Here is a 24,463-nt window from a genome sequence, read left to right on the forward strand (position 1 = left end):
GCGCCGCCCGCCGCCGCTGCGGGGGGGGGGGCCGGCCCCCCCCCCGCGGCCGCCCCCCCCCCCCCGGCCAGTGCTGCGACGCGCCCGGCGCGCTGCGAGGCCCCCCGGCCAGTGCTGCGACGCGCCCGGCGCGCTGCGAGGCCCCGCCCCGGTGACCGCGAGGCAGCCACTCCACCGCCGAAGCCCGTGCGGCCGTCTCCTGCCGGCCCTCGCCGTCGCCCGCCGGCCCTTCCAGGTCACCCTGCGAGGACGGGGTGTAGATCAGCGGTGCGGCGGCGAGGGGGGCGGCGGGCGGGCGGTGGGATGCGGTTACGCGGTGGCCTTCACCAGCTCCGCGTCGCGGCGGGCCACCTCCGCCCGCACCAGCGGGATCACCTCGCGGCCGAACTCCTTCGCGTCCGCCAGGAGGTCGTAGCCGCGGGCCGACAGGATCCGGACGCCCAGGTCGTAGTAGTCCAGCAGGGCCGCGGCCACCGTCTCCGGCGTGCCGACCAGGGCGGTGGAGTTGCCGGCGCCGCCGGTGGCGGCGGCGGTCACCGTCCAGAGCGCGCGGTCGTGCCGCTCGCCTTGCTCGGCCACCGCCAGCAGGCGCTGCGAGCCGGCGTTCTCCGGGTTCGTCAGGTTGTGCCGGCGGGTGAGCTGCTGGCCGCCCGCCGTGCGCTCCTTGATCCGGGCGACCGTGTCGTAGGCCTTCGCCCAGGCCTCCTCCTCGGTCCGGCCGAGGATCGGGCGGAAGGCGACCTGGAAGGTGGGGGCGGGGCGGCCGGCGGCGGCGGCCAGCTCGGAGATGGTCCTGATCTGCTCCGCCGTGCCGGCCAGCGGCTCGCCCCACAGGGCGTAGATGTCGGCCTCCTCGGCGCCCACCTTGTACGCCGCCGGCGACGAGCCGCCGAAGGAGATGCGCGGGCGCGGCTTCTGGGCGGGCTCGACGTCGAGGACGAAGTCGCTGAAGTCGTAGTGCTCGCCGTGGAAGTCGAACGGTTCGCGGCTGGTCCAGGCCCGCTTCAGGATCTGGATGGCCTCGCGGGTGCGGTCGTAGCGGCGGTCCTTGGGCAGGGTGTCGCCCTCGCGCTGCTGCTCGTGGTCGTTGCCGCCGGTGATGACGTGCAGGGTGAGCCGGCCGTCGCTGATCTGGTCGAGCGTGGCCACCGTCTTCGCCGCGAACGTCGGGTAGGAGACGTTGGGGCGGTGGGCGAGCAGCAGCTGCAGGCGGTCGGTGTGGTCGGCGATGTAGGCGGCGGCCTGGGCGGGGTCGGGGCTGCCCGAGCCGTACGCCGTCAGCACGCGGTCCCAGCCGCTGTCCTCGTGGGCTCGGGCGAGCGCGAGGGTGAACTCCTTGTCGAAGGCGGGGCCGGAGCGCGGGTGCGTCTCCGTGCCGTCGTTGGTGGCGCCGATGCCGAGGAACTCGACGGGCATGGTGGGGTCCTTCCGGGTGGTCGTCGGGGGTGGGTTCAGCACCCCGGACAGGCCGCCGACCACACGCGCCCGAGGTCGACGTGGCGGCGCGTCACCAACGGGACCCGGATGGACATGCCCCCATTAAAGGCGCGTCGTGGGCGAGAATCACGGCCATAGCCGCGATCCGCACTCACGACCTCTACCGGGGCGCGCCCGGCAGCCCGGTGCTGCTGCACGTCCCGCACGCCGGGCTGGACGTCCCGGGGTGGGCGCGCGCGCACCTGCTGCTGGACGACGACGGCCTGGCCGCCGAGCAGGCCGCGCTCACCGACCACCTGACCGACCGGCTGGCCCTGCACGCGTCGGCCACGGCGGCCGTGGCGCCGTGGGTGGTGGTCAACCGGGTGTCGCGGTTCGTCGTCGACCCCGAGCGGTTCCCCGACGAGCGCGAGGAGATGGCCGCGGTCGGGATGGCGGCGGTCTACACGCACGGCACCCGCGGCCAGCGGATCCGCGCCGACGACGCCGACCACCGCGCCGACCTGCTGGCCACCTACTACCGGACCTGGGCGGACGCCGTCGCCGACCTGGTCGACGCGCGGCTCGCCGCCACCGGTCGCGCGGTCCTGATCGACGTGCACTCCTACCCCAGCGCGCCGCTGCCCTACGAGCTGCACGCGGACGGCCCGCGCCCGCCGGTCTGCCTGGGCACCGACCCCGCGCACACCCCGCCCGACCTGCTGGCCGCCGCCCGGCGGGCGTTCGCCCGGGTCGGGGAGGTGGGGACGGACTCGCCCTTCCGCGGCAGCTACGTCCCGCTCCGCCACCACGCCACCGACCCGCGGGTGGAGTCGATCATGGTGGAGCTGCGCCGCGACGGCCACGTCGTCGAGCCGGACGGGCCGGTCACCGCGGGCCTGACCGTCGCGGCCGCGGCGCTGGCCGCGCTGGTCGACGCGGTGAGCTCATAGCGGCCGGTTCCGACCGTCCTGGCCGCGGCCGGGATGGCGGCTGGTCCGGTGGAACCGCCGATCCCGCGCGTCAGCGCGCGGGGTCGCCGCGATCAGCCGGTCGCGCAGCTGCTGCCACGAGCCGGCGGCCAGGTCGCGCTCGCTGATCGCCAGCACCGGCTCCGGCCACGGCACCGCCAGGTCGGGGTCGTCGTAGCGGACCGAGAGGTCCTCCCCGGGGACGTGCTCGCGATCGATCCGGTAGCAGACGTCGGTCTGCTCGGTGAGGGCCTGGAAGCCGTGCAGGAGCCCGGGCGGTGCGTAGAGGGTCGCGAAGTCGACGTCGTCCAGCACCATGCTGAACCGGTGGCCGAACGTCGGCGAGTCCGGTCGGGCGTCGACGAGGACGTCGAACACCGCGCCGCGGGCGCAGCGGATCAGCTTGGCCTCGCCGCGGCCGCCCCTGCCGTGCAGGCCGCGGAGCGTGCCCCGGCGGGACCGGGACTGGCTGTCCTGCACGAAGGACTCCGGGCGCACCCCGTGCTCGCGGGCGATCCCGCTGTCGAAGGTCCGGGTGAACAGGCCGCGATCGTCGCGGTGCGGTTGCGGGAGAAACACGAGTACACCGGCCAGCGAGGTCCGCCCTACCTGCATGCTCGCGTAGTCGTCGTGATCGGAGGCAACGTTATGGCCACAGTGCCGAGCGATGCGGTGGTGTGCCGGTTCTGCAGATCGGCCACCGGCGAGCTGGTGCTCGATCTCGGTCGGCAACCGGCGTGCGAGTACTTCCCCCCGCTCGACGACCGCGCCCCCGACCCGCGGTTCCCGCTGCGCCTGTGGCTGTGCGCGTCGTGCGGCCTGGCCCAGCTGGCCGACGACACCGAGCTGCCCGACCAACCCGAAGGGGTGGAGCCCGCCGCCCTGCGCGAGCAACGCCGGGACGCGGTGGCCGCCGTGCGCGCCCTCGGGCTGTTGCCGGCCGGTCGCGTGTTCGCCGAGGGCGCCACCCCGCACGGCGGCTCCTGGGCTGACGACCTCTGCGCGGTCGGGCTCCGCCCGGCCGCCGCGGGCGCGCCGGCCGACGTCGTCGTCGACGGCTCGTTCGGGCTCATGCACGCCCGCGACCAGGCGGCGGCGCTGCAGGAGCTGACCGACCGCCTCGCCCCGGACGGCACGCTGCTGTTCCAGTTCCACTCGCTGGCGGCCATCGTGCGCGAGCGGCAGTGGAACGCGGTGCGCCACGGCCACTACGCCTACTACTCGCTGCCCGTGGTGCGGACGATCCTGGCCCGGGTCGGGCTCGGTGTGTCCACGGCCTGGGAGTTCGGGCTGTACGGGGGCACCGTGCTGGTCGCGGCGCGGCGCGGCGGTCGGCCGGACCCCTCGGTCGCCCGACTGCTCGACGCCGAGCAGGCCGTGGGCGTGCTCGATCCGGCTGTGGTGGCGACGCTGCAGGGCGAGGTGCGGACCATGACGTCGGCGCTGCGGTCCTTCGCCGAGGACGCCCGGTCGTCGGGTCGCCGGCTCTACGGCTACAGCGCGGCGTCCCGCGCGGTGGCGCTGCTCTGCCTCGCCGGGCTGGACGTCGACCTGCTGGCCGGGGTGGCCGACGCGGCACCGGCGAAGCAGGGCTGCCGGATGCCGGGCACGGGGGTGCCGGTCGTCGCGCCGGCCGAGCTGCTGGCGGCCCGGCCGGACCGGGTGCTGCTGTTCGTGCCCGACCTGCTGGCCGAGGTGCGCCGGGCGCTGCCGGAGGTGGAGGCATCCGGCGGGACGTGGGTGCCGGTGGCCGCGGGCGCCCCGTGGTGACTGTGCGGCGGTTACCACTACGGAGCGGATTCGGTCAACGGGTCGACAGCGCGTAGTCGCCGAGCGAAACCACACGATCATGTGAACGGGCGTCTCTTCCGTTGAACGATTCGTGCTGTGAGTAACGCCACGTGTCACCCGTACGAGGGGCACTGTGCGGCTCGGCGTCCAGAAGTGGGCGCAGGCCGCTCGGGGTCGGGGGTCCCTCAGCACCGAAGTGGGTGGTTTGGTGTCGACACATCCCGGCCTGCGCCCGTTGGTCCCCGCCGAGCAGCCGGCGTCGATCGGGGCCGCCAGGCCGAGCGGCGACCCACCCGGGAGACCGGTGCTGCGCCGGGAGCGGTGGGAGGTCCGCTACCGCGCGCTGGTCATCGGATCGGACGTGTCGTCCGTCGCCGCCGCAGTGATCGCCGGGAACCTGCTCGGGTTCGGCACCACGATCCCCTGGCTGGGCCACGTGGCGCCGGGGGTGGGCATCCTCGCCGGGCTGCTGGCCGTGCTCGGGCTGGTGCTGTGCCGGGCGTGGGACGGGCAGGTCCTCGGCCAGGGCGCTGAGGAGTTCAGCCGGGTCATCCGCGGGGTGACCACCAGCGCTGTCGCGCTCGGGCTGCTGGGTCTGGCCGGTGAGGCGCTGGCGGCGCGGCCGTGGGTCTTCGGCTTCATCCCGGTCGCCGGGTTGCTGGCCATCGGCGGCCGGCTGGCGCTGCGCCGGAGGCTGCACCGGCTGCGGGCCGACGGACGCTGTGCGCTGCAGGCGCTGGCGGTGGGCACGACGGAGTCGGTGACCGACCTGATCGTGCGCACCCGGCGCGACCACCGGCGCGGCTGGCACATCGCCGGCGCGTGCACGCCGAGCGGCAACGCGGACGGGGGCTGCTCGGAGGTGCTGGACGTGCCGGTGATCGGCGACCTGGAGAGCGTGCCGGCGATCGCCCGGTCCGGGTGCTTCCGGATCGTCGCGGTCTGCCCCACGCCCGCGCTGACCCCGCAGCGGTTGCACCACCTGGCCTGGGGGCTCGAGGACGCCGCGGCGGAGTTGGTGGTGGACCCGGGCCTGATGGAGTTCGCCGGCCCGCGGCTGCACATCGAGCCGGTGGACGGGCTGCCCCTGCTGCGGCTGACGCGGCCCAGCTTCACCGGGGTGAGCTGGCTGGCCAAGCACATGGTCGACCGACTGGGCGCCCTGCTGCTCCTGCTCCTGCTGCTGATCCCGCTGGCGTTCATCGCGGTCGCGATCAAGATCGACGATCCGCGCGGGCCGGTGCTGTTCCGGCAGACCCGCGTCGGTCGGCACGGCCGGACCTTCGTGATGATCAAGTTCCGCTCCATGGCGGTCGACGCGGAGAGCCGGCTGCGGGAGCTGGCACCGGCCGACGTGGGCGCCGGCCCGCTGTTCAAGGTGCGGCACGACCCGCGGGTCACCCGGGTCGGCGCGGTGCTGCGCCGGTACTCGCTCGACGAGCTGCCCCAGCTGCTCAACGTGCTGGCCGGACGGATGTCCCTGGTCGGTCCCCGGCCGCCGCTGCCGGGCGAGGTCGTGAAGTTCGGCCAGGACGCCCGCCGCCGGCTCCTGGTGCGCCCGGGGTTGACCGGTCTCTGGCAGATCAGCGGGCGCAGCGACCTGTCCTGGGAGCAGGCGGTGCGTCTCGACCTGCGCTACGTCGAGAACTGGAGCCTCGCCCTGGACGCCCAGATCCTGTCCAAGACCCTCGGCGCCGTGGTGCGAAGCCGCGGTGCCTACTGATCGGACTTCGTGGTGACACTCTCCTTGACCCGCTCGTCGGCCATGCAGGCCCGGTTGCACGACCTCGTCCCGGGTGGTGCGCACACCTTCGCCAAGGGCTCGGACCAGTACCCGGAGGACATGGCGCCGGTGCTGACCCGCGGCCGGGGCGCCCGGGTGTGGGACGTCGACGGCAACTCCTACGTCGAGTACGGCATGGGGATGCGCGCGGTGACCCTGGGCCACGCGTACGAGCCGGTGCTGGACGCCGTGCGCGCCGCGCTGGTCGACGGGCTGTCGTTCACCCGGCCGACCGAGCTGGAGCTGCTCGCCGCCGAGGACTTCCTGACCCTCGTGCCGGGTGCGGACATGGTCAAGTTCTGCAAGAACGCCTCCGACGCGACCAGCACCGCGATCCGCCTGGCCCGGGCGGCCACCGGGCGCGAGCTCGTGGCGTACTGCCACGACCAGCCGTACTTCTCCTCCCAGGACTGGTTCGTCGGCACCCTGCCGATCGACGCCGGGGTCCCGGCCGCCGTCCGGTCGCTCAACCGGTCCTTCGGCTACAACGACCTGGAGTCCCTGCGCCGGGTGCTCCAGGAGGACCGCGGCGAGGTGGCGGCCGTCATCCTGGAGCCGGCCACCGCGCTGGCCGAGCCGGAGCCGGGCTTCCTGGAGGGCGTGCGCGCGCTGTGCGACGAGCACGGCACCGTCCTCGTCTTCGACGAGACGATCACCGGCTTCCGCTGGTCGGCCGGAGGCGCGCAGGCGGTCTACGGTGTCACGCCCGACCTGTCCACGTGGGGCAAGGCGATGGGCAACGGCTTCCCGATCGCCGCGCTGGCCGGTCGGCGCGAGCTGATGGAGCTCGGGGGGCTGCGCGCCGAGGGCCCGCGGGTGTTCCTGCTCTCGAGCACGAACGGGGCCGAGACGGCGTCGCTGGCGGCCTTCCGGGCGGTGGTCCGGGCCTACGCCGAGACCGACCCCGTGGCGGTGATGGAGCGCCAGGGCCGCGAACTGGCCGACGGGGTCAACGCGGCGGCGGCCGAGGCCGGCATCGCCGCGCACCTCGACGTCGTCGGGCGCCCGTCCTGCCAGGTCTTCCGCACCCGCGACGCGTCGGGCGCGCCGTCGCAGCCGATGCGCACGCTGTTCCTGCAGGAGATCCTCCAGCGCGGCGTGCTGGGCCAGTCCTTCGTCATCTCGGCCGCGCACACGGACGCCGACGTCGAGCAGACCGTGGAGGCGGCCCGCGCGGCCATGGTCGCCTACCGGAAGGCCCTGGAGACCGGACGTCCGGAGGACCTGTTCGCGGGCCGTCCCGTGGCGCCCGCGCACCGGCGGCTGGCGGCCCCACGCGCCCTACCGCGAAGCACCCGCACAGCGGGGACGCGCGCGGATGGGTGAGGACGTCGTGCAGCTCGCGGTGCTCACCCGCCCGCGGCCCGCCCCCGATCCCACCCACCGGCCCGGGCCCGGGCAACCTGTGGAGGTCACCTCGTGAACGTCACCCTCTTCGGACTCGGCTACGTCGGTTCGGTGACCGCGACGTGCCTCGCCGCACGCGGCCACCGGGTCGTCGGGGTGGACACCGACGCCGGCAAGGTGGCCACGGTCAACGCCGGCCGGCCCACGGTCATCGAGCCCGGCCTCGAACCGCTGGCCGCGGCCGCGGTGTCGGCCGGGAGGCTGCGCGCGACGACGTCGGCGGCGGACGGGCTCGTCGAGTCCGACCTGTCGCTGGTGTGCGTGGGCACCCCGTCGGCGCCGAACGGCAGCACCGACCTGACGCAGGTGCGGCGGGTGGCCGAGGAGATCGGCGCCGCGCTGGCCGGCTCGACCCGCCCGCACACCGTCGTGGTCCGCTCGACGGTGCCGCCCGGAACGGTCGACGACGTGGTCGCACCGCTGCTGGTCGCCGCATCGGACCGGGAGCTGGGCCGCGACCTGCACGTCGCCATGTGCCCGGAGTTCCTGCGCGAGGGCTCCAGCGTGGCGGACTTCTTCGACCCGCCGTTCCTGGTGGTGGGCGGCGCGGCGGCGGCCACGGACGCGGTGCGCGAGCTGTTCTGGTTCCTGCACTGCGGGGTGCACGTGGTGGAGACCAGGGCCGCGGAGTCGGTGAAGTACGCGTCCAACGCCTTCCACGCCCTCAAGGTGTCGTTCGCCAACGAACTCGCTCGGCTCTACCGGATGCTCGACGTCGACGCCCGCCGGGTCATGGAGGTCTTCGTCGAGGACCGCCAGCTCAACATCTCCCCGGCCTACCTGCGCCCCGGCTTCGCGTTCGGCGGCTCCTGCCTGCCCAAGGACGTCCGCAGCCTGCTGCACCTCGCCCGGATGAACAGCGTCGACCTGCCGATCCTGCAGGGCGCGATGGCGTCGAACGAGATCGTCGTGCGGGAGGTCGCCGACCGGGTCCTGCACGCCGTGGACGCCGCGGGCGACGGTGACCGTCGCGTCGCGCTGCTCGGGCTGTCGTTCAAGCACCTCACCGACGACCTGCGGGAGAGCCCGAACGTGGCGCTGGCCGAGATCCTCATCGGCAAGGGCGTCGACGTGCGCATCCACGACCCGGTGGTGAACCCGGCCCACCTGTCCGGGGCCAACCTGCGCTACGTCCAGGCGCGCCTGCCGCACCTGCAGAAGGTGCTCCACGACGACGCGGCCGACGCGCTGGACGGGGTGCGTGTCGCGGTGGTCTCGTCGGCCGACGCGGCCGTCGTCGCCGCCGTCATCGCCGCGGCCCCGCCGATCGTGCTCGACCTCAACGGGCGGCTGGGCGATGTCCTGGAATCGCTGCCCGGCTACGCGGGAGTGGGCTGGTGAGCCGGCGGCGCGGCCCGCGCGGCCGGCACGTCTGCATCGTCGTGCAGAACCTCCCGGTGCCCTTCGACCGCCGCGTGTGGCTGGAGTGCCGGGCCCTGCGCGAGGCCGGTTTCGAGGTCTCGGTCGTCTGCCCGAAGGGCGCGGGCGACCCGTCCTACGCCGAGCTCGAAGGCGTGCGCCTGTACAAGTACCCGGCCTTCCCCCCGATCACCCGCCAGGTGATGTTCCTGGCCGAGTACCTGTGGTCGATCCTGGCCACGCTGGCCGGCCTGGTCCGGGCCTGGCGGCGGCGCCCGTTCGCCGTCGTCCAGGTGTGCAACCCGCCCGACGTGCTGTTCGCCGCGGTGCTGCCGTTCCGGGTGCTGTTCGGCGTGCGGATGGTCTTCGACCAGCACGACCTGTGCCCCGAGCTGTACCTGTCGCGGTTCGACGACCCGCGCGAGTTCCCGCACCGCGCCCTGCTGCTCGCCGAGCGCGCCACGTACGCGCTGTCCGCGCACGTCATCTCCACCAACGAGTCCTACCGGCGGGTCGCGCGGGAGCGTGGCCACAAGCGGCCCGAGGACGTCACCGTGGTGCGCACCGGCCCGGACCCGGACGCGATGCGCCGCGGTGAGCGCGACCCGCGGCTGCTGCGTGGCCACGCGCACCTGCTGGTGTACATCGGCGTCATGGGGCCGCAGGACGGCGTGGACGTCGCGCTGCGGGCGATGCACCACATCGCGCACGTGCGCGGGCGCACCGACGTCGCGCTGACCCTCATCGGCGACGGCGACGCCGCGCCGGCCCTGCGCCGGCTCGCGACCGAGCTGCGCCTGGACGACCACGTCGCGTTCACCGGGCGGGCCCCCGACGAGCTGGTGGCGCGGCTGATGTCGACCGCGGACGTCGGGCTCTCGCCGGACCCGAAGAACCCGCTCAACGACGTGTCGACGATGAACAAGACCATGGAGTACATGGCGTTCGAGCTGCCCGTCGTCGCCTTCGACCTGGTCGAGACGCGGGTCTCGGCGGGGGAGGCCGCGGTGTACGCGGAGCCGGGCCGTGAGGACGAGTTCGCCGATGCCGTCCTGGACCTGCTCGCCGACGAGGTGCGGCGCAAGCAGATGGCGGCCGCCGGCCGGCGCCGGGTGGAGGACGTGCTGGCCTGGCCGAACCAGGCCCCGGCCTACGTCGGCGTCCACGACCGGCTGACCCGGCGGTGAGGGGGACCCGTGTGCGGGATCGCCGGTAGCTACCTCTGGCCCGACGGGGCCGCCACCACCGACCGCCTGACCGACGCGCTGGCCCACCGCGGTCCCGACGGCGCGGGGCGCCGGTCGCACGCGCTCGCCTGCGGCACCGCCGAGCTCGGCCACCGCCGGCTGTCGATCATCGACCTGAGCTCGACCGGGGCGCAGCCGATGGTCGCCGAGGGGTTGTCGATCACCTACAACGGCGAGCTGTACAACGCCGCGGAGCTGCGCGCCGAGCTGGAGGCCGCCGGGGACCGGTTCCGCGGCACCTCCGACACCGAGGTGGTGCTGCGGGCGTGGCGGCGGTGGGGCGCGGCCTGCCTGCCCCGGCTGCGCGGCATGTTCGCCTTCGGCGTGCTCGACGAGCGCACCGGCGAGCTGGTGCTGGTCCGCGACCAGCTCGGCGTCAAGCCGCTGTTCCTGGTGCGCCGGGGCGGGTCGGTGCTGTTCGCCTCCGAGCTCAAGGCGCTCGTCGCCGTGCTCGGCGACGAGCTGCACGTCGACGACACCGCGCTGGTCGCCTCGCTGCTCTACTACTGGGTGCCCGACAGCCGGTGCGCCTTCCGGGAGGCCGAGAAGCTGCCGCCGGGCAGCTGGATCCGGTTCCGCCCGGACGGGCGGGTCGACCGCGGCACCTTCTGGTCGCTGCGCGAGGTCGCCGAGGAGGGGGCCGCGGCCGACCCGGCGGACCACCCGGACCTCGCCGAGGTGGTCGCCGACTCGACCCGCCGGCACCTCGTGTCCGACGTGCCGGTGGCCACCTTCCTGTCCGGCGGGCTCGACTCCAGCTACCTCACCGCGCTGGCCGCGCGCAGCCGGCCCGGCATCAGCGCGTACACGATCGGGTTCCGCGCCGAGGACGCGCGGTTCGAGGCGATGCCCGACGACCTGCGCTACGCCCGACTGGTGGCCGAGCGCTTCGGCGTCGACCTGCGCGAGATCGAGATCGCGCCGGACGTGCTGGACCTGCTGCCGCACATGGTCGACCACCTGGACGAGCCGATCGGCGACCCGGCCGCGATCAACACCTATCTGATCAGCTCGGCGGCCCGCGAGGCCGGGGTCAAGGTGATGCTGTCCGGGATGGGCGCCGACGAGCTGTTCGCCGGCTACCGCAAGCACCTGGCGAACCTCCTGGCCACCCGCTACCGGCGGGTGCCGGCGGCGGTGCGCCGGCCGGTCGGCGCCGCGGTCGGCCTGCTGCCGGTCGCCGGGGCCCGGCGCGGGTACCGGTCGGTCCGGTTCGCCAAGCGCTTCCTGTCCTTCGCCGACCTGCCGGAGGAGACGGCGTTCCGGCGCAGCTACACCATGTACGACCGGCCCGAGCTGCTCGACCTGCTCCACCCCGACCTCGCCGGCGCGGTGGACGACGTGCTCGACGAGCACGCCGCTGTCTACGCCGACAGCGCGCTGGACGACCACGTGAACCGGATGTGCCTGACCGACGCCCGGATGTTCCTGCCCGGGCTCAACCTGGCCTACACCGACCGGTCGAGCATGGCCGCGTCCACCGAGGTGCGGGTGCCCTTCGTCGACGTCGAGGTGGTGCGCGCGGCGTTCCGGCTGCCCGGCTCGGCGAAGATCGTCGGGCGGCGGGGCAAGGTGGCGCTCAAGGACGCGGCCTCGTCGGTGCTCCCGGCCGAGGTCGTGCACCGGCCGAAGGGCCTGTTCAGCGCACCGCTGCGGGCCTGGATGAGCCGCGACCTCGCGCCGCTGGTGCGCGAGGTGGTGGAGGAGGGCGTGCTCGTCTCCTCGGGCTTCCTCCGGCGCGATGCGCTGCGCCGGCTCGTCGCCGAGGACGCCGCGGGCCAGCAGGACCGGTCCAAGCACCTGTGGCACGTGCTGACCCTGGAGTACTGGTACCGCGGTGCGGCGTCGGCGGGGGCCGCCGACGCGCGCGCCGCGTAGGCGTGGAGGACCTGGTGAAGCAAGTCGTGCAGAACTACAAGTCCGGCGAGCTGGCGCTGCTGGACGTGCCGGTGCCGCGGTGCAAGCCGGGCGGGGTGCTGGTGCGCACGCGGTACTCGCTGATCTCGGCCGGCACCGAGATGATGAAGGTGGGGGAGGCGAGCATGTCGCTGCTCGCCAAGGCCCGCGCCCGCCCCGACCAGGTGGCCAAGGTGCTGCAGAGCGCGTCGACCCAGGGCGTGGCGGCCACCTACCGGAAGGTGACCAGCAAGCTCGACTCCTACACCCCGCTCGGCTACTCGCTGTCCGGCGTGGTGGAGGAGGTCGGCGAGGGCGTCGGCGACGTCGCCGTCGGCGACCTGGTGGCCTGCGCCGGCAACGAGCACGCGCTGCACGGCGAGCTCAACTGGGTGCCCCGCCACCTCTACGCCCGGGTGCCCGCGGGGGTCGACCCGGCGCACGCCGCGTTCGGCACCGTGGGCGCGATCGCCCTGCAGGGCGTGCGCCGGGGCGAGCCGCAGCTCGGCGACGTGGCGCTGGTCATCGGGCTGGGCCTGATCGGCCAGCTGGTGGTGCGGCTGCTGACCGCGGCCGGCGCGCGGGTGGTCGGCGTGGACCTCGACCCTCGGCGCTGCCGGCTGGCCGAGAGCGCCGGTGCCCTGGTGTGCGACGACCCCGAATCCGGGGTGGTGGACGCCGCGGTCGGCGAGCTGACCGGCGGCCACGGCGTCGACCAGGTCTACCTGGCGGCCGGTGGCAGCAGCAACGACCCGGTCGAGCTGGCCGCGCGACTCAGCCGCGACCGCGGGCGCGTGGTGGACATCGGCAAGTGCCGGCTGGACCTGCCCTGGAACGCCTACTACGAGAAGGAGCTCGACGTCCGGTTCTCCCGGTCGTACGGGCCGGGCCGCTACGACCCGTCCTACGAGCTGGAGGGCCGCGACTACCCGATCGGCTACGTGCGCTGGACCGAGCGGCGCAACCTGGCCCACGTGCTGGACATGCTGCACCGCGGCGACATCGACGTCGCCCCGCTCATCGACCGGGTGGCCGACTTCGACGACGCGGTGGCCACCTACGCGTCGCTCGTCTCCGGCGAGCTCACGGCCGTGGCTGTGCTGTTCCGCTACGGCACCCCGGTCCCGCCGCCGTCCGGGCCGACGCGGCCGGCCGTGGTGGAGCCCTCTCGTGCCCGGACCGCGCGGCCGGCGCCGCCGATGGCCGCCGACCGCCCGGTGCGACTGGCGTTCGTCGGCGCCGGCAACTACGCCTCCTCCATGCTGCTGCCGCACCTGGCCGGGCGCGCGGACGTGGAGCTGCGCCGGGTGGTGACGACCTCGGCGCTGTCGGCGGCCAACGCCCAGCGCAAGTTCGGCTTCACCGCGATGGGCACCGAGCTGGAGCCGCTGCTGGCGGACCCGCGGGTGGACGCCGTCGCGGTGGTCACCCGGCACAGCTCGCACGCCGCGCTGGTGGCCCGGGCGCTGCGCGCGGGCAAGGCGGTGTTCGTCGAGAAGCCGCTCGCGCTGTCCACCGAGGAGCTGGCCCTGGTGCTGGGCGCGGTGGCCGAGTCCGGCAACGACCGGCTGCACGTCGGGTTCAACCGCCGGTTCGCCCCGTTGCTGGTGCGGGCCCGTCGGCAGTTCGGCCGCCGGGTCGGCCCGGCGACGGTCCGCTACCTGGTCAACGCCGGCCGGATGGACCCGCGCAGCTGGTACGCGCAGGAGTCCGGGGAGGGCTCGCGGTTCGCCGGGGAGGGCGGCCACTTCATCGACACGGTGAGCTGGCTGCTGGACGCCGACCCGACCGCGGTGGTCGCGCTGGCCACCCCGGACCGCGCCGACCTGCAGGTGGTGCTGACCTACCCGGACGGCTCCACCGCCGCGATCACCTACGCGACATCCGGCTCGGCGCGGTTCCCGAAGGAGACCCTGGACCTGCTGGCCGACGGCCGGGTGCTGCACCTGGACGACTTCGCCCGGGCCACCGTGCACGGCCGCAGGCGCTGGACGGGCCCGCGGCTGCCGCGCGGGCGGGACAAGGGGCAGCGGGACCAGCTGGAGGCGTTCCTGGCCGCCGTCCGGTCCGGCGGGCCGATGCCGGTGCCGCTGGACTCGCTGGCCGCCACCACCGCCGCCACCCTGGCCGTGGACTCCAGCCTGGCCGTGTCGGGCCCGGTCGCGGTGCGGCCGCCGGAGGCCGCCGTGCCGGCCGCGGTCGGGGTGTGATGGACGCGCGCTGGTACCTGCGGCGGCTGTCCCGGATGGGGCCGTCGGAGATCGCCGGTCGGGTGCTCGACCGGGTCGGGGTGCGCCGGTGGCGGGCGGTCGCGGCGGCGCGCGTCCCCGCTGTGCCCGACGCGTTGCCGGAGCGCCGGTTCACCTCGCTGCTGCCCGCGGGCGCGCTCGACCGGGTGCCGGCCGCGGCCCGGGCGGACCTGGTCGCGGCGGCCGAGCGGCTGCTCGACGGGCACGCCGAGTACTTCGGCGTCCGACGCGACGACATGGTCTCCCCGGACTGGCACCGCGACCCGCGCACCGGGCGCCGGGCCCCGGGCGGGGCCTACGCCTTCGACATCCCGTACCGCGACGAGTCCACGATCGGCGACGTCAAGCAGCTCTGGGAGCCCTCGCGCCACCAGCACCTCACGGTGCTCGCCGCGGCGTACGCGCTGACCGGGGACGACCGGTACGCGCACCGGGTGGCCGACCACCTCAAGTCGTGGTGGGCGGAGAACCCCCCGCTCCGCGGCGTGCACTGGACCAGCGGGATCGAGCTGGGCATCCGGCTGATCTCGTGGGCGTGGGTGCGCAGGCTGCTGGCCGGCTGGCCCAAGGCGCCGGGCGTGTTCGAGGACGCCCCCGAGGCGCTGCACCAGCTCCGCCGGCACCAGGAGTGGCTGCGCGCCTTCCCCAGCCGAGGCTCCTCGGCGAACAACCACGCGGTCGCCGAGGCGGCCGGGGCCCTGGTGGCGGCGACCGCCTTTCCCTGGTTCCCGGAGTCCGCGCGCTGGGCGCGCGACGCCGCGGCGCGGCTGGACCGGCACCTGCGCGCCAACACGTTCCCGTCCGGGCTCAACCGCGAGCTCGCCTCCGAGTACCACGGGCTGGTGCTGGAGCTGGGCCTGGTCGCCGCGGCCGACGCCACGGCCGCCGGGGTGGAGCTGCCCACCACGACGTGGCGGGTGCTGCAGCGGATGACCGACGCGCTGGCCGCGGTGGTCGACACCGACCTGCGCCCGCCCCGCCAGGGCGACGGCGACGACGGCTACGGCCTGGTCCTCGACGGGGCCGGCCGGCACCGGTGGGCCTCCCTGCTGACCGCCGGAGAACAGGTCTTCGGCCGACTGGACTGGTGGCCCGACGGCACCGCGCCGGACGTGGCCGCCACCCTGGTGCCGGCGCTCGTCGGCCCTCGCGCGCTCGGCGAGCGGCGCCCGGTGCGCCGGCCGGCGCACTTCGCCGACGCCGGGCTGACCGTCCTGCGGGTGCCGCGGGACGCGGCCGGTGGCGAGGTCTGGTGCCGCGCCGACGCCGGCCCGCACGGGTTCCTGTCGATCGCGGCGCACGCGCACGCCGACGCCCTGTCGATCGAGGTCCGGCACGACGGCGTGGACGTCCTGGCCGATCCCGGCACCTACTGCTACCACGGCGAGCCCGCCTGGCGGTCGTACTTCCGCTCGACCCGGGGGCACAACACCGTGGAGCTGGACGGCACCGACCAGTCGCAGTCCGGCGGGCCGTTCCTGTGGACCCGGCACGCCCGGAGCCGGGTGCTGGTCGCCGACACCGCGTCCGGCCAGGTGCTGCGCTGGTCCGGCGAGCACGACGGGTACAGCCGCCGCGGGCGGCCGGTGCGCCACCGCCGGTCGGTGGAGCTGCACCGCGGGAGCCGCGACCTGGTGGTCGTGGACGAGGTGCGGACCGGCGGCCCGCACGCCTGCCGGCTGGCGCTGCACCTCGGGCCCACCGTCGGCGTCGAGCTGGACGGGAACGCCGCTCGGCTCCGTTGGACCGCCGCGGGCGCCGAGCGGCGGGCCGAGCTGACGCTGCCGGACGCGCTGACCTGGACCGTGCACCGGGGCGAGACCGATCCGCCGCTCGGCTGGTACTCGCCCGGGTTCGGGCGGAAGGAACCGTCGTCCTCCCTGGTGGGTCGAGGTTCGGTGGGCCCGGGGACGGCCCCCTTGCGGACCGTGCTGACCGGGGGGTGGTGATGCGCGGGATCGCCGTGCCCGCAGCCGGGCGACCGCTGCCGGGATCCACGGGCGCCACGGGTGGCGGAGCCGTTGCGTCGCAGCGGCCGCTGGGCGTGCTCGTCGTGCACAACCGGTACCGCTCGGCCCAGCCGAGCGGGGAGGACCGGGTGGTCGACCAGGAGACCGCCCTGCTGGCCGAGGCGGGCCACCGGGTCATCCGGTTCGAGCGGCGCAGCGACGACATCGCCGGCATGCCGCTGGTCGACAAGGTAGCCGTGCCCCTGCGGGTGCCGTGGAACCGGGCGGCCCGCGTCGAGCTGGCCGCCCTCCTCGCCGCGGAGCGACCGGACGTCGTGCACGTGCACAACACGTTCCCGCTGATCAGCCCGGCGATCCTGGACGCGTGCGCGGAGGCGGGCGTGCCCGTGGTCGCGACGCTGCACAACTACGGCCAGGTCTGCCCGCCGGGCACCTTCTTCCGCGACGGCCGGCCGTGCACCGACTGCGCCGGACGAGTCCCCCTGCCCGCGGTGCGGCACGGCTGCTACCGCGGATCCCGGCTGGCCACCGTGCCCCTCGCGGTCAGCACCGCGGTGAACCGCCGCCGGTGGTGGACGCTGGTCGCCAGGATGTTCTGCCTGTCCGGGGCGCAGCGCGACGTCCTCGTCGGGGCCGGTGTGCCCGCCGCCCGGCTGGTCGTCAAGCCGAACATCGTCGTCGACCCGCAGCGGCCGCGCACCGGCCCCGGAGAGCACGTGCTCTACGTCGGGCGCCTCACGGAGGAGAAGGGCGTCCGCGTGCTCATGACCGCGTGGGACCGGGTGCGGACGCGGGGCCGGGTGAGCGTCCCGCTGGTGATCGCCGGGACCGGCCCCCTCGCCGACGACGTCGTCCGGTGGGCCGGGGGGCGGACCGACGTGCGCTGCCTCGGTCTGCAGACCCGTGACGAGTGCGCCGAGCTGATGTCCCGCGCCGCGGTTGTCGTGACCCCGTCGGCCTGGATGGAGACGTTCGGGCTCGTCGTGGTCGAGGCGATGGCGGCCGGGGTTCCGGTCGTGGCCGCGGCGCACGGCGCCTTGGGCGAGCTGGTGGCGGACGGGGTGACCGGGCTGCTGCACCGGCCGGGCGACGCCGGGTCGCTCGCCGACCGCATCGAGCGCGTGCTGGCCGACGCCGACCGCAACCGGTCCCTCGGCGAGGCGGGCCGGCGCGCCTACCAGGCCGGGTACGCCCCGTCGGTCGGCCTGGCCCGCCTCGTCGCCGAGTACACCGAGGTGATCGCCGCCGGCTACACCGCCGACGGCTTGGACAGCAGGAAGTAGGCGTAGCGCTCGTCGAGCTCGTCGCGGGGCACCAGCCGGACCCACCGCGGGACCAGGCCGTTGTGCTCGGCGAGCCGCCAGAACGCCTCGATGCCGTAGGTGGTCATCTCCGCGACGCCGGTGCGGTACGCGCGCCGCCGCGGCCGGCTCGACCAGCGCCCGTCGTCGTACTTGATCTGGACCAGCGCGAGGCCGCCCGGGGCGAGCGCGTCGCGCGCGATACGCAGCAAGCGCGCGCCGTACTCGGGCGTCGGGATGAGCTCGAAGACGTAGGTGCACAGGAACAGCTGCACCGGCCCCGGCAACTGCTCCAGCGCCCGCTCCGGGTCGCCCACGTCGATCAGGATCTGGCGGAACGGCGTGTCGCACACCTGCGCGATCTGTCGCCCGCACTCCGCGGCGCTGTCGGCGGACACCTCGACGCCGATGAACTCGCCGGTTCGTGGGGCGAAGGTCACGGCGTTGGCGCCGCCGCCGCAGCCCCACTCGAGCACCCGGTCCCACGGCCGGTCGACGCCCACCGCCTGCGCCGCGACCTCGACCATCTCCAGATGCCGGCGCCCGAGTGACGACCACACGTCGTTGTCGACGAAGACGTCGGCATCGCGCCAGTGCGAGTTCGACCGCCAGCGCTTGGCGTCCGGGTCGCCCCAGTAGGACTGGGCGTCGCCGGCAATCTTCGCCTCGCCCTGCACAACCCCGGCCGCCGCGAGCACGCGCTGCAGGGTGCCCTCGAGCCGGCGGGCGGTGCGTCGCGCGCTCGCGGTGGCCGTGACGACGGCGCTCATCGCCCCTCCTCGGGTTCGGTCGTCGGTGGGTTCGGCGGGGAGCGTGGTCGGGAAGAACCGCTCGGACAGCTCGGCGAACTGCTCGTCGAGCCGCTTGCGCTGCTGCGCCACGCCCTGCTGCAGCAGCGACCGGACCCGGCCGCCGTCCTGCTCGAGCTGGCCGAACCGCTCGATCAGCCGGTCGACCTCGAGATCCTGGACGGACAGGGCGTACTCCGGCACGCCCATGTCCGCCATGAGGACGGCGTTCTTGGCGGCGTACCCGATCGACAGCGTGGGCTTGGCCAGCTTCAGCGCGCTGATGATGTTGTGGTAGCGGGTGGCGACGACGGCGTCGACGCCGCGCATCCGGTCCATGAGCTCGTCGAGGGTGGACGTCCGCTCGACGACGACCGACGTGCCGTCGAGACCGGGGCGGTCGCGAAGGACCGCGGCGGCGATGGCCTCCGCCGTCCGGAGGTCCACCCCGTCGCCGGTGAAGAGCCGCACGCGGCGACCCCGGTCGACGAGCCAGAGCACGAACCGCTGCACGGCCGCCCGATAGGCCGCGTGGACGTCCTCCGCACGGCGGCGTTCGGCGTTGCCGCCGTAGTACGCCATCACGCCGACCCCCACGAGACCGGTCTCCGCACGCGGGTCGTCCTCGGGTGCGGGCAGCGAGAACGCCAGGTCGCCGTACACGCCGTCGCCCGAGACGTCGACGCCGAAGGTGCGCATGGCCTCGCGGGAGGGGCTGTCACGGTAGGAGCGGTACGCGGCGAGCCGCGCCGCGCGCACGATGAGCCCGCGCGTCACCCGCTGCGGGACCACCTCCGACCCCACCCCGACCAGCGCGACGTCGGTGCCGGTGAGGCGCCCGGCCGCGGCCAGCAGGAACAGGGCGTACGGGAAGCCCCAGGGGCGCAGGGGCACGCTCGCCTCCAGCACACCCATCCCCGGAACGATCACCAGGTCGCAGCTGCGCACCCAGGCCGCGGTCCGGAGGGCGTCGAGCGCCTTGCCGACCGCCTTGCCCACCGGCCCGCCGACCGGGTGGACGTCGTACCAGTGCAGCGGGACCGCTTCGATGCCGTAGCGCTCGTGGACCCGCTCGGGTCCGGCGCAGAAGCAGCTCAGCTCGACGTCGGGGTGCTCGGTGGTGAGGAAGCCGAGGACCGCCTCCAGGGAACCGTCGTTGCCGAGGTTGCCCGAGCCCAGCAGCCCGAACAGCCCGACGCGCCGCGGACGTCGGAGCGTCACGGCGTCGAGTCCGCACGACCGGCGACCAGGTCGCGGATCGACACCAGGTCCTCGGTGGGCTCGGCCCGCTGCACGGGGCCGATGTCGACCAGGCGCGAGCCGCGCGGCAGCGCCCGGTCGGCCACCCAACGGGCCAAGTGCCCGAAGCACGCGCGCTTGTCCGCGGCCGACAGCGGGGCCCGCCGGATCGCGGCCACGTAGCCCAGCACGTACTCGGCCACCAGGCGGGGGACCGGGTGCAGCAGCCGGTTGGCGCGACGCTCGTCGTAGTTGACGCAGAACCGGCGGATGCTCGCGTACTCGCGCACGGCGGCGCCCGCGTGGTGGCGGCGGAAGTACAGGTAGTCCGGCACCTGCCGGAAAGGCCCGTGCAGCGACAGCTCCGCCGGGAGCGTGCGATCCGCGCGGTAGTGGCTTCCGTAGAGCGGGATGCGGCGCAGCACGTCCGAGCGGATGACCGCGTAGTCGTCGTCCCCGCCGTCGTCGAACAACATGCTGCGGAACCGCTCCGGAGCGCGCTCGGAGCCGGTGGCGAGCGGGTACCGCAGCCCGCGGGCCAGCTCCCCGGTCTGCCCGTCGATGGTGGCCGTCCACGAGTGCACGGCGACGACGTGCGGGTTCTCGTCGAGCACCGCGATGCAGCGGCGCAGCAGGTCACGTCCGTAGAGGTCGTCGTCCGAGGCCCACTTGAACAGCTCCCCGCGCGCGACCTCGAACACCACGTTGTGGTTGCCGGCGCAGCCGATGTTGCGCGGCTGGCGGAGGTAGCGGATGCGCGGATCGGCGGCGTAGTGCCGGCAGAGATCCGCGGTGCCGTCCGTCGAGGCGTTGTCGGAGATGATGAGCTCGAAGTCCCGGTAGGTCTGGCCGAGCAACGAGTCGAGGGCCTCGGCGAGGTACTCCTCGCCGTTGTAGACGGGCAGGCCGATGCTGAGCCGCGGGGCGGTCACGGGGTCCTCATCTCGTCGTCGTCGAGCCGGACGGGTTCCGAGTCGGGTTCGGGTGCGGGTGCGGACGCCGTGCGGCGGTGCTCGCGCAGGCCGGTGCGCAGTTGCAGCCACCACACGACCGCACTGGAGGTGGTCGCGGCGGCTACTCCCCAGGCCGAGCCGAGCGCACCGCCGAGGGCGGCGCCGACCAAGCCGCCGGTCACGTAGGCGGCCGAGGCCAGCAGCTGAGCGCGCAGGCCGCGCCGGGCTGCGCCGAGCGCCCGCAGCCCGGCCGCGGCACCCGAGCACATGCTGGCCCCCATCACGCCGAGCGTGGCCGGGACGATGAGGGTGGACGCGATCGGCCACACCGCGCCGAGCAGCCAGCCGCCGACCGCGTTCGGGAGCAGGAGCAGCAACCCGGCTCCCCAGAGCAGGGCGGCAACGACCTGCCCGCCGCCCAGCGCGAGGCAGAACAGCGGGAGCCGGCGCGGCGAGCGGGCCAGGACACGGGCCGCCTCCGGCACCGCGACCAGGGTCAGCCCCATCAGCACCGCGAGGAACGGTCCGAGGAGCAGTTCGACCCCGCGCACGGCGCCCACGGCGGCGAGCCCGGCGATCGCGCCGAGGCCGTACATCCGGATCTGCGCCCCGCCGCTGTTGCTGACGTTCTCCACCAGGTAGCGGACGCCGAGGTCGCGCTGTTGCACGAGCCAGGACCGGCTCCCGCCGAGCCGCGGCAGGGCGTGCATCTGCAGGGCGCCGAACAGCGCCGCGACCGCGGCCGCCCCGCCCCAGGCCAGGAGGAAGGCCTCTATCGTCCCGGCCCGGGTGGCGAGCAGCATCGCCGGGACGAGCGCGACCGCCATGGCCAGGTCGTTGACGCAGGCCTTGCGGCCGGCCCCGGCGGCGAAGAAGGCGAACCGCCAGGCGTCCTGGAGCAGCAGCGCGGGCAGCGCGATCCCGAGCGTGACCAGCGCCCCACCGAACGGACCGCCGAGCGCCACCCCGGCCAGCAGCGCGGCCGCGCCGGTCGTCAGCCCGGTCAGCAGCGCGGTGCCGGTGGCCCGGACCGCGCCGTCGCGCCATGTGCGGGTCGGTACGGCGCTGAACCGCACGGTGAGCGGATCGGTCGCCAGACCGCGCGAGACGTTGAGCACGACGCCGAAGGTGACCCAGGCCAGGCTGAAGATGCCGAACTGCTCAGCTCCCAGCGAGCGCGCGACAGTGACGCCGACCGCGAAGTTGGTCAGGCTCGAGACGGCCTGGTCACCCAGGCCCCAGCCGAACCGCCGAGCGGCCGACCGGGCGATGCGCGCCAGCGCCGGGGGCGGGCCCGGACCGGTCGGGTCCGTTCCGTCGTCGCCGGGCCCGAGCCGGGCCGCATCGTGATCAGGAGCCGGCGGACCGGCACCTGATCGCTTCGAAGGTCGAGGCATCGCGCACGTGACCTCCCGCTCGGGGGACCGGACGGCGCGGAGAGCTGGACCCCGGACGAACCGTCCGCGTGCGAGGAGTCGAGGCGGACCCGGCTCGCGTTACCCCGCTGCCCTTCGCATCCGCCGCCCGGCGGTGCGGTCGAGGGCGCGGTCGACGAGGAGCGCGACCGCGGCGACGACGGTGATCGCGCAGCAGAACCCGCCGAGCACGTCGGTCGGGTAGTGCGCGTCCAGCGCGATCTGCGCGAGGGCCATCGCGCCCCCCGCGACCGTCGACATCGCCACCACGAGGAGGAGAGCTCCGACGACACCGGCGCCGATCACCCCGGCCACGAGGAGGGCGGCCACCACCGCGAGGGCCGTCGACGACGCCGTGTGGCCGCTGGGGTACGCGAGGTTGTCGCCGTGGATGGTCCGCCCGACGACGGGCTTGAGACCAGTGGTGAGTGCGCCGGTCAGCACAGGCCCGAGGACCGCGACGACCGCCAGCCGTCGCCTGCCCAGCGCCAGGCAAACGGCGGCCAGGACGGCGATCGCCACGGCCACGCTCCGCGGATCGCCCAGGAAGTCGATGAGCAGCGCCGGCCGGCCGGGCTCACCCCACCACGTGGCGACGGCGGTGTGCAGTTCGGTGTCGACCGGCAGACCCACCGATCCGCCGGCCACCAGCACGGCGAGGACCGCCGTGGTCAGCCCGGTCACCACCGCCAGCGCCGTGAGCGGTCCGCGCAGCACCGTGGGGGCGGCGGGGCGGTAGCCCGGGCCACCGTCCAGGCTCGGCTCCTCGTCCGACGACGGGCGGTGGGGGTGGGTGTCGGACACGGCCGCATTGTCCGACGCCGGCCGGATCGCCGTCCTTCCGCCCTCCTCGCACGTCGACGGACGTAATGCCACCCGGTCGTGGCCCGACATCTTCGGAGAGCGACCGAGGGGGTAGCGCACGTGCAGAGCACCAGCACGGACCAGTTCCTGTCGGAGCCGACCGTCCTGCGGGCCACGCGCCGGCACTGGGTGGCGGTGCTGGTGGTCGTGCTCCTGTGCACGGCGGTCGCACTCGCTGCCACCCTCCTCCAGCGACCCGCCTACGAAGCGCAGGTGGGCATGACGCTGCCCCGGCCGGTGAACCTCGGGGAGCAGGGCGCCGACCCCTACCTCGACGACCAGGTCGTGCTGCTCAGGTCGCCGGAGGTGGCCGCCCGCGCGGCCGAGATCGCCGCCGGGAGCGCCGGAGCGGGCAGGCTGGCGGTCGCCGACTTCATCGGTGACCGCTCGGCTCTGACGATCAACCCACCGCAGGGCAGCTCGTCCGGTGCGATCGGCGCCTACACCATCTCCATCGTGTTCACCTGGGACGATCCGCGGGTCGCGCAGGACGCCGCGAACGCCGTCGCGATGGCGTTCGAGGAGATCCGGACCGCCTCGATCGGGGAGCAGAGCGACGCCGCGGCGACCGCGCTGCAGCGGGCCGCCGACGCCCTCCCACCCGGCGAGCAGCGCGACCTGCTGCTCTCCCGGCGCGCCCAGGCGCTGGTCGCCCAGCAGGTCGACCTGACGGCTCGACCCACGGTCGCCAGGGCGGTGCTGCCGGAGACCCCGACCAACCGGGACTGGCGGGTCGGGGCCGCCGTGGGGCTGCTCATCGGATTGATCCTCGGCCCGTCGCTGGCCTACGCCTGGGTGAGCCTGCGCGGCGGGTTCGACGACCCGGCCGAGCCGGCGGCGTACTACGGCGTCCCCCTGCTCGGCCAGATCGCGGTCCACATCCGGGGCCGCTCCGCGAACGGCGTCGCGCAGGTGGAGCAGGATCTCCGGGCCGTCGCCGCGGCCATCGAGCGCTCGCGGGCCGCGAACGGTGCGGGACGGGTCGTCGTGCTGGTCGAGCCGCGCCGGTCCCGGGCGGCGGAGGTGGTCGCCGGTGTGGCCACCGCTCTGGCCGACGGCGGCACCCGGGTCCTCGCCGTCGGCGCCGACCCCGCCGGCGCCGACCCCTTCGAGCAGTTGCTGCCGGATCCCGACGGCCGCCCGGGACTGCAGGAGGTCCTGGCAGGAGCCGCGCCGCTGGCCCACTGCGTCCGGACCGGTCCGTCGGGCCGCACGCCGTCGGTGGTGGGTCCGGGCAGGCCGCAGCCGCACCGGCAGGTCGGGGCGGACTACGGCAGATCGGTCCGCCGGATCCTGGCCGAGTGCGCCGCCCGCTACGACGTCGTGCTCGTGGCGGCGCCGCCGCTGCTCACCGACGCCGACGCGATGGTCCTGCTGGAGGTCGCCGATGCCATCGTGCTCGTCGTCGGTCGGAACGAACCGGAGCGCGACCACCGCTCGGTCCTGCAGCGGCTCGAGCTGATCCCCACGATGCTGCTGGGTTACGTCTTCGTCGTCCGCGACCGCGTCGGGCAGTACGTGCGGTCCCGCGCGGTGACCTCCGTCCAGAACGGCGGGGGCCGCCTGGACGCCGCGTCGCTGCCCGCTCCGCGCCCGCCAGCACCCGCGCGCCAATCACCGGCCGCGGCCCCGAAGCCCGCCGCGCCGGCACCCGTCGAGCCCGAACCGCCGACCGAGGGCCTGCCGGTCGACGCGGCGGACGACCCGGATGCCGTGCGCGCCGATCCGGCCGCGACGGGCCCCGTCCCGGCTCCCGCGAGCTCGCCCGGCTCACAGCGGCCGTCGCCGCGGCCGTACTCGGGGTCCTGAGCCCG

The 24,463-nt window shown here is 75.0% G+C and carries 17 protein-coding genes; 11 read left to right on the top strand and 6 right to left on the bottom strand.

The annotated features are described in order from the left end of the window. Positions 1-309 precede the first annotated feature (309 nt). Positions 310-1,416 carry an LLM class flavin-dependent oxidoreductase gene (locus tag KIK08_RS03570; RefSeq protein WP_214401520.1) on the bottom strand — a complete coding sequence of 369 codons (1,107 nt, stop codon included), beginning with the start codon at positions 1,414-1,416 and terminating at the stop codon, positions 310-312. A 206-nt stretch (positions 1,417-1,622) separates the two neighbouring features. On the opposite strand from KIK08_RS03570, the gene KIK08_RS03575 reads away from it, so the two are divergent. Next, a complete protein-coding gene (locus KIK08_RS03575) occupies positions 1,623-2,369 on the top strand; it encodes an N-formylglutamate amidohydrolase (protein ID WP_214401521.1) in 747 nt (248 codons plus the stop codon). On the opposite strand, the gene KIK08_RS03580 is transcribed toward KIK08_RS03575, so the two are convergent. Next, entirely contained in the window at positions 2,364-3,002 is a 639-nt protein-coding gene (locus tag KIK08_RS03580; RefSeq protein WP_214401522.1) for a dTDP-4-dehydrorhamnose 3,5-epimerase family protein, read from the bottom strand. The genes KIK08_RS03575 and KIK08_RS03580 overlap by 6 nt on opposite strands. Positions 3,003-3,035: 33 nt before the next feature. On the opposite strand from KIK08_RS03580, the gene KIK08_RS03585 reads away from it, so the two are divergent. The 9 genes from KIK08_RS03585 to KIK08_RS03625 all read left to right on the top strand — a co-directional run bounded on the left by KIK08_RS03585 (position 3,036) and on the right by KIK08_RS03625 (position 17,372). After that, a complete protein-coding gene (locus tag KIK08_RS03585) occupies positions 3,036-4,157 on the top strand; it encodes a class I SAM-dependent methyltransferase (RefSeq protein ID WP_214401523.1) in 1,122 nt (373 codons plus the stop codon). A 229-nt stretch (positions 4,158-4,386) separates the two neighbouring features. Then, positions 4,387-5,901: a sugar transferase gene (locus tag KIK08_RS03590; RefSeq protein WP_308257363.1), complete on the top strand. Its 1,515-nt coding sequence runs from the start codon at positions 4,387-4,389 to the stop codon at positions 5,899-5,901. A 12-nt stretch (positions 5,902-5,913) separates the two neighbouring features. Then, positions 5,914-7,287, top strand: coding sequence for a glutamate-1-semialdehyde 2,1-aminomutase (locus KIK08_RS03595; RefSeq protein ID WP_214401524.1), 1,374 nt, complete (start codon positions 5,914-5,916; stop codon positions 7,285-7,287). Between the two features lie 93 nt (positions 7,288-7,380). Beyond that, positions 7,381-8,709, top strand: coding sequence for a nucleotide sugar dehydrogenase (locus tag KIK08_RS03600; RefSeq protein ID WP_214401525.1), 1,329 nt, complete (start codon positions 7,381-7,383; stop codon positions 8,707-8,709). Further along, a complete protein-coding gene (locus KIK08_RS03605) occupies positions 8,706-9,914 on the top strand; it encodes a glycosyltransferase family 4 protein (protein ID WP_214401526.1) in 1,209 nt (402 codons plus the stop codon). The genes KIK08_RS03600 and KIK08_RS03605 overlap by 4 nt, the downstream gene beginning before the upstream one ends. Before the next feature lie 9 nt (positions 9,915-9,923). Continuing rightward, on the top strand, positions 9,924-11,852 hold the full coding sequence (gene asnB, locus KIK08_RS03610) for an asparagine synthase (glutamine-hydrolyzing) (RefSeq protein ID WP_214401527.1): 1,929 nt from the start codon (positions 9,924-9,926) through the stop codon (positions 11,850-11,852). Between the two features lie 14 nt (positions 11,853-11,866). Beyond that, positions 11,867-14,080, top strand: a complete 2,214-nt coding sequence (locus KIK08_RS03615) for a bi-domain-containing oxidoreductase (protein WP_214401528.1) — start codon at positions 11,867-11,869, stop codon at positions 14,078-14,080. Continuing rightward, the gene (locus KIK08_RS03620; RefSeq protein WP_214401529.1) at positions 14,080-16,068 is read left to right on the top strand and encodes an alginate lyase family protein; all 1,989 of its coding nucleotides are present in this window, start codon (positions 14,080-14,082) and stop codon (positions 16,066-16,068) included. The genes KIK08_RS03615 and KIK08_RS03620 overlap by 1 nt, the downstream gene beginning before the upstream one ends. 89 nt (positions 16,069-16,157) lie before the next feature. Then, positions 16,158-17,372 carry a glycosyltransferase gene (locus KIK08_RS03625; protein ID WP_214401549.1) on the top strand — a complete coding sequence of 405 codons (1,215 nt, stop codon included), beginning with the start codon at positions 16,158-16,160 and terminating at the stop codon, positions 17,370-17,372. Here KIK08_RS03625 and KIK08_RS39510 read toward each other — a convergent pair. The 4 genes from KIK08_RS39510 to KIK08_RS03650 form a co-directional block, all read right to left on the bottom strand. Then, positions 17,339-19,399 carry a polysaccharide pyruvyl transferase family protein gene (locus tag KIK08_RS39510; protein WP_308257364.1) on the bottom strand — a complete coding sequence of 687 codons (2,061 nt, stop codon included), beginning with the start codon at positions 19,397-19,399 and terminating at the stop codon, positions 17,339-17,341. The genes KIK08_RS03625 and KIK08_RS39510 overlap by 34 nt on opposite strands. Next, positions 19,396-20,349 carry a glycosyltransferase family 2 protein gene (locus KIK08_RS03640; RefSeq protein WP_214401530.1) on the bottom strand — a complete coding sequence of 318 codons (954 nt, stop codon included), beginning with the start codon at positions 20,347-20,349 and terminating at the stop codon, positions 19,396-19,398. Before KIK08_RS03640 ends, KIK08_RS39510 begins: the two co-directional genes overlap by 4 nt. Further along, on the bottom strand, positions 20,346-21,767 hold the full coding sequence (locus KIK08_RS03645) for an MATE family efflux transporter (protein ID WP_214401531.1): 1,422 nt from the start codon (positions 21,765-21,767) through the stop codon (positions 20,346-20,348). The genes KIK08_RS03640 and KIK08_RS03645 overlap by 4 nt, the downstream gene beginning before the upstream one ends. Positions 21,768-21,866: 99 nt before the next feature. Further along, entirely contained in the window at positions 21,867-22,589 is a 723-nt protein-coding gene (locus KIK08_RS03650; protein ID WP_214401532.1) for a phosphatase PAP2 family protein, read from the bottom strand. Positions 22,590-22,709: 120 nt separating this feature from the next. Here KIK08_RS03650 and KIK08_RS03655 point away from each other — a divergent pair, with 120 nt between their 5' ends. Next, positions 22,710-24,458 (top strand): hypothetical protein, encoded by a 1,749-nt coding sequence (locus KIK08_RS03655; RefSeq protein WP_214401552.1) that lies wholly within the window; start codon positions 22,710-22,712, stop codon positions 24,456-24,458. Positions 24,459-24,463 lie beyond the last annotated feature (5 nt).

The organism is Pseudonocardia lacus, from assembly GCF_018531445.1.
GTDB lineage: Bacteria > Actinomycetota > Actinomycetes > Mycobacteriales > Pseudonocardiaceae > Pseudonocardia > Pseudonocardia lacus.

Excerpts from the sequence above, each read along its gene's own strand:
- KIK08_RS03585 (WP_214401523.1), top strand. The coding sequence starts at position 3,036 with ATGGCCACAGTGCCGAGCGATGCGGTGGTGTGCCGGTTCTGCAGATCG.
- KIK08_RS03580 (WP_214401522.1), bottom strand. The coding sequence starts at position 3,002 with ATGCAGGTAGGGCGGACCTCGCTGGCCGGTGTACTCGTGTTTCTCCCG.
- KIK08_RS03570 (WP_214401520.1), bottom strand. The coding sequence starts at position 1,416 with ATGCCCGTCGAGTTCCTCGGCATCGGCGCCACCAACGACGGCACGGAG.
- KIK08_RS03645 (WP_214401531.1), bottom strand. The coding sequence starts at position 21,767 with ATGCCTCGACCTTCGAAGCGATCAGGTGCCGGTCCGCCGGCTCCTGAT.
- KIK08_RS03620 (WP_214401529.1), top strand. The coding sequence starts at position 14,080 with ATGGACGCGCGCTGGTACCTGCGGCGGCTGTCCCGGATGGGGCCGTCG.